At 55.5% G+C, this 4,901-nt stretch carries 5 protein-coding genes; 3 read left to right on the forward strand and 2 right to left on the reverse strand.

Annotation, left to right across the window (positions count from 1 at the left end):
* The first annotated feature begins 96 nt into the window (after window positions 1-96).
* Window positions 97-843, forward strand: coding sequence for a type I methionyl aminopeptidase (gene map / locus L691_RS0119170; RefSeq protein ID WP_025691991.1), 747 nt, complete (start codon window positions 97-99; stop codon window positions 841-843).
* Between the two features lie 46 nt (window positions 844-889).
* On the opposite strand, the gene L691_RS0119175 is transcribed toward map, so the two are convergent.
* Window positions 890-1,342: an aminoacyl-tRNA deacylase gene (locus L691_RS0119175; RefSeq protein WP_025691992.1), complete on the reverse strand. Its 453-nt coding sequence runs from the start codon at window positions 1,340-1,342 to the stop codon at window positions 890-892.
* A 174-nt stretch (window positions 1,343-1,516) separates the two neighbouring features.
* Here L691_RS0119175 and L691_RS0119180 point away from each other — a divergent pair, with 174 nt between their 5' ends.
* Window positions 1,517-1,936: an Rrf2 family transcriptional regulator gene (locus tag L691_RS0119180; RefSeq protein WP_025691993.1), complete on the forward strand. Its 420-nt coding sequence runs from the start codon at window positions 1,517-1,519 to the stop codon at window positions 1,934-1,936.
* A 102-nt stretch (window positions 1,937-2,038) separates the two neighbouring features.
* Here L691_RS0119180 and L691_RS0119185 read toward each other — a convergent pair whose 3' ends face one another.
* The gene (locus tag L691_RS0119185) at window positions 2,039-2,794 is read right to left on the reverse strand and encodes an MBL fold metallo-hydrolase (protein ID WP_025691994.1); all 756 of its coding nucleotides are present in this window, start codon (window positions 2,792-2,794) and stop codon (window positions 2,039-2,041) included.
* A gap of 265 nt (window positions 2,795-3,059) precedes the next feature.
* On the opposite strand from L691_RS0119185, the gene L691_RS0119190 reads away from it, so the two are divergent.
* Window positions 3,060-4,901: Na+/H+ antiporter (locus L691_RS0119190; RefSeq protein ID WP_025691995.1), on the forward strand; the 1,842-nt coding region annotated here is incomplete at its 3' end.

Here is a 4,901-nt window from a genome sequence, read left to right on the forward strand (position 1 = left end):
CCCGATTATGCGATTGCCATCCGCAGCGGGAGAGCGCGGTAATTCGCCGCTGCACGGTCCGTTCGCCGATTTAATAAAGAGAGGAATGGGAATTTCATGACAAGTGATACAGAGCAAGATTTGGAAGGATTGAAGGCGGCAGGGAAGGTCGTCGGGTTCACAATCGCTGAGATGAAAAAAAGCGTAAAGCCCGGCATGACGACGCTGGAGCTTGACAAGATAGGAGCGGACATTCTGAAGCGTTTCGGGGCGAAGTCGGCCCCGAGAGAAATGTATGATTTTCCGGGTGATACGTGCATCAGTCTGAACGAAGAAGTGGCGCACGGCATTCCGGGTCGCAAAGTAATCCGTGCCGGGGACCTCATCAACATCGACGTATCCGCCGAACTGAATGGTTATTATGGGGATGCCGCAGTGTCATTTCAGCTGCCTCCATACAACCAAAAGCTGCTGCGCCTGTGCGCCAGCGCCGAAGAAACGATGATGAGCGTGATTTCCCATTTGCGCGCCGGAATGCGGGTCAACGAAATCGGCAAAGTGATGGAAGCGGAGGCCCGCAAACGCGGCTACAAAGTGGTGCGGAATCTGTGCAGTCACGGGATCGGCAGAACGCTGCACGATACGCCGCATGAAATTCTGCCCTACTACAACCCCCGCGAGACAACCGTTCTGAAGCCGAACCAGGTCATAACGATTGAGCCGTTTCTGTCAACCGGCGCGCAATACGTCGAGCAGCAGCCGGACGGCTGGACATTGACCGTACCCGATAACAGCCGGGTCGCGCAGTTCGAGCATACGATCATTGTGACCAAGGGACGGCCCATCATCTTGACAGGCGCCTGAAATCTAATTTCGGACGCTGTCCGGAGGCTGTATAGGACATTCGGCTTTAATCCAGGTAGGCGACGACCTCATTCAGTTGTTCCAACGCTTGCGGCGGTATTTTCAAGGTGGAACCGGGCTCTCCCGTACCACCGTAAATAGAAGGATAGCGGAAGAGCCTCCGGTCCAAAATGCAGGGGAGCGGAAGCATCAGCGATACACTGCCCACTTCCTGTCCGGTAAGCTGCAGAACCTGCTTGGGACTTGCCATTTTTAGGGAGTCATGTCCGAGCAGAGCGGCCGCATCTTCCAGGTTGACGCGTCCGCGGTCACCGGAAACGACCATAGCAAAGTACTCATTTCCGGCTCTCAGCACCAAAGCGGGCGCGGTTTGTCCGATTTCGATTCCCAAAAAGGCTGCGCCTTCCTGCGCTGTTTTAATAGGGCCTTCATGCTTTATGATTTCGTATTCGACTCCTTTTTCCTGTAACAGATGTTCCAATTGTTCTAATTGATTCATGAGCGCCTCCCAGTAATCTTTTTCCATATTATAACTTAATTTGTGAGAGGATCGAATGAAGATCTTACAAAAGGTTCAGGCCATTCTCGCCATAGTTGACAATGATCGTAAAGGTAACTATGATAGTTACAACTAATTGCCTCTTCATACTGGGCGGCAAAGGAGAGACATTCTATGAACATTAGCACCCGATTTGCAGTTGCCATCCATATCCTGGCCCTGCTTGAGATCGATAAAGAGAGCAAGAATACCTCCGAATGGATCGCCGGAAGCGTGGGTACGAACCCGGTAGTGATCCGCCGGATTACAAGCATGCTTGGCAAAGCGGGTCTCATCAAGGTTCGGCCGGGAGTCGCGGGCGCCAAGCTGGCCCGATCCGCCGAGAAGATTACGCTGCTCGATATTTATTTGGCGGTCGACGCCGTCGGACAGGATTCCCTGTTCGCTGTTCACGATCACCCGAGTCCCGACTGCCCCGTCGGCCGGAATATCGCGGGGGCGATCATTCCGGTATTTGCCCTCGCCCAGCACGCGATGGAGGACGTTCTTGGCCAGGTGACGCTGGCGCAGATCGCCTCACAAATCCCGGTCTGACGGCAGGCGGTCTCCAGATCACCGCAGCCCGGACTGCTCGGCGGGAGTCCGATACGGACACGCATGGCAGGCTTCACGGATATCGCGGGCAACAGCGAACCTTTACTGAAGCTCTTCTGCCAGTTCGGCGATACGCTGGTTCGCATCCCCACGGTACAGCCCGCCGTGGTAGCAGATGACCGTCTCGATTGCGTAGCCGGCAAGCCTCCGCAGGCTTGACAGCGCGGTGGCCATATCCGGCGTTACCCGGGGATCGGGACCATGCAGTACGCCGTCTTTCACCGTCAGGCTATCGCCGGCGATGAGGGTACGGCTGGCCGGATGATACAGGCAGATATGCCCCGGGCTATGGCCGGGGGTCTCGATGACCATTACGCCGCCTGCGACCGGCAGTTCTTGGCCGTCTTCGACCAAGGCGCTCACTTTGGCCTTGGGGGGATGGGCGAGAACGTGCAGAAAGGCCCGCCGCCATTCCTCCGGCACATGAGGCGGGAGCATGGCTTCGGCTGCGGCAATCGCTTCCGGCGTGTGCTTAAGCAGCATCCGTTCCCCTTCGATATAAGGCTGCTCGATGGGATGCGCCAGCACCTTGATCGTCCCGTGCGACTCGCCGAGGATTGCGGGAAGCCCGCCAATATGGTCAATATCCTGGTGTGTAATCATTACGGTGTCAAGTTTGGACCAAGCCACGCCCGCATGGGCGAAAGCTTCCTTAAATTTACCGAGCAGCCCGGGGTAGCCCGTGTCGACCAACATGGCATGATCTTCATCCCACAGCAGGACGGGATACAGGGTATCCGTTCTTCCCATCACTTCGGCTGTAATTTCCAGCATCTCAATTCCTTGGGCGATTTGCATTGTACTCCTCCTAGACGGATAATCGTTGCAGTGACTATCTTAGTTGAAGAAGAGATATTAATCAATACAAAAATAAAAAATTATATCATAAATAAATATTTTTGTCAAGCAACGATATAGTGCGTGTGCAGCTGCATATCGCTGTAATTCATAACTTACTGCCCTTTGATTTGCATTAACGGACTTTATCCGCTTTTTTCTGCTTCTGTATGAAGATTTACGATTACGATATAATGATATGAAAATATATGGGGGGGCTGGTTCTTTGGAGACATTTACCGCAGTGCTTGTCCTTCTCGGTCTTATCGGCCTATCCAAAATTGTTAACCGGTTCATTCCCTTCGTACCCGTACCGCTTATCCAGATCGGCTTCGGGGTTATTGCCGCCGCCCTTCCTTGGGGTATTCACTTGACGCTGGAACCGGAGCTGTTCTTTGTCTTGTTCATTGCTCCGCTTCTGTTCAATGATGGAAGACGAACCCCGCGGGCCGAGCTTTGGAATCTGCGGGCTCCGATTCTGCTGCTGGCGCTTGGATTGGTATTTGCGACCGTACTGGTGGCAGGCTATGCCATTCACTGGATGATTCCGTCGATACCGATTGCGGCGGCGTTCGCGCTTGCGGCGATATTGTCGCCGACGGATGCGGTTGCTGTAAGCGCTCTGGCAGGCCGGGTCCATCTGCCGAAGAGCATCCACCGCGTTCTCGAAGGCGAGTCGCTGATGAATGACGCTTCCGGCCTCGTTGCGTTTAAGTTTGCGGTCGCGGCGGCGGTCACCGGCGTGTTCTCTCTGCCGCAAGCAATCGGCAGCTTTATTCTTATCGCTGCCGGCGGACTGCTTGCCGGAGCCGCGCTGTCATTCCTGCTGATTCGCCTAAGCGTGTTTATCCGGCGGCTGGGGATGGAGGATGTCACGGTGCATGTTCTGTTGCAGATTCTGACCCCGTTTCTGATCTACCTGGTCAGCGAAGAGCTGGGAGTGTCGGGCATCCTGGCCGTGGTGGCAGGCGGCGTCGTTCAGGCGATTGAAAAAGACCGGACCGATTCTCCCCAGTACAAGCTCCAGCTCGTATCGGCAAGCATATGGTCGGTGCTGCTGTTCATTCTGAACGGTATGGTATTCCTCATTCTCGGTATTTCGATTCCGGATGTGGTATCGGTAATATACCGGGATACGGCTGTCGATAACCTGACGGTGGTCCTATACGTGCTGGCGATCACGGCTCTGCTGATTGTACTGCGTTTCCTCTGGGTGTACTTGATCTGTATAGGGGGCTGGCAGTTTAAGAATGGAAGCAAGCCGTCGATGAGGTCGCGGGTGCTTACCTCGGTTTCGGGCGTACGCGGAGCGGTTACCCTGGCCGGCGCTTTCTCCATTCCGCTTGTGCTGGATGACGGCTCGCCGTTTCCGGAGCGCGATCTGATTATTTTTTTCGCTGCCGGTGTCATTCTGACTACCCTTGTGGTTGCAAGCGTTCTGCTTCCGCTCATTGCCCGCAAAGAAGAAGACAGCCAAGTAGAATTGGAGCAGGCGGCCAGATCGCAAATTATGGAGACCGGCATGGCTATACTCCGCGGAGCGATGGCAGAGGGGAGCCGGGCCGCTGCGGTTCCGGCTGCTTCACGACTCCCGGATACCCTGCCGGCGCTGCCGGAAATACAAGATAACCGGCTTATTAACAATCCGGAGGAAGAATACGGCAAACAGTGCGCGCTGAAAGCGCGGTTGACCGGACTGCAGGCTGAGCGGAGGGAGCTGAACGGGCTTATCGCAGGCGGGTTCATTCCTTCTGAGGCGGGACAGGCGATGATAGAGCTTCTGGATCATAAGGAAGCATTTCTGTCCAAAGGACTGGATTCACAGCTCAAACTATCGCTTGACAAGCTGGGTCGGCTGTTCTCCGGCATGTTCTCGAAGCTTCCGCAAGGAGCCGGAGGTTCCGGCGTTCTCCCGGACGGATGCGTTCGGGATGCCCGGATCGGGATGTGCCGCGCCGCGATCGACGCCATCCAGAAGGGGATGAACGAGGATAACCGGGACGGTTACGAACGCGTGGCTGCCCGCTACGGCTTGATGCTTGACCGTCTGGAGAACGGTCCGGCCGCC

The sequence above is a fragment of the Paenibacillus zanthoxyli JH29 genome (genome assembly GCF_000520715.1).
Classification (GTDB): Bacteria; Bacillota; Bacilli; order Paenibacillales; family Paenibacillaceae; genus Paenibacillus_AQ; species Paenibacillus_AQ zanthoxyli.

What these genes read in the sequence shown, in the direction of transcription:
- L691_RS0119185 (WP_025691994.1), bottom strand. Translation starts at nt 2,794, where the DNA reads ATGCAAATCGCCCAAGGAATTGAGATGCTGGAAATTACAGCCGAAGTG.
- L691_RS0119175 (WP_025691992.1), bottom strand. Translation starts at nt 1,342, where the DNA reads ATGAATCAATTAGAACAATTGGAACATCTGTTACAGGAAAAAGGAGTC.
- L691_RS0119180 (WP_025691993.1), top strand. Translation starts at nt 1,517, where the DNA reads ATGAACATTAGCACCCGATTTGCAGTTGCCATCCATATCCTGGCCCTG.
- map (WP_025691991.1), top strand. Translation starts at nt 97, where the DNA reads ATGACAAGTGATACAGAGCAAGATTTGGAAGGATTGAAGGCGGCAGGG.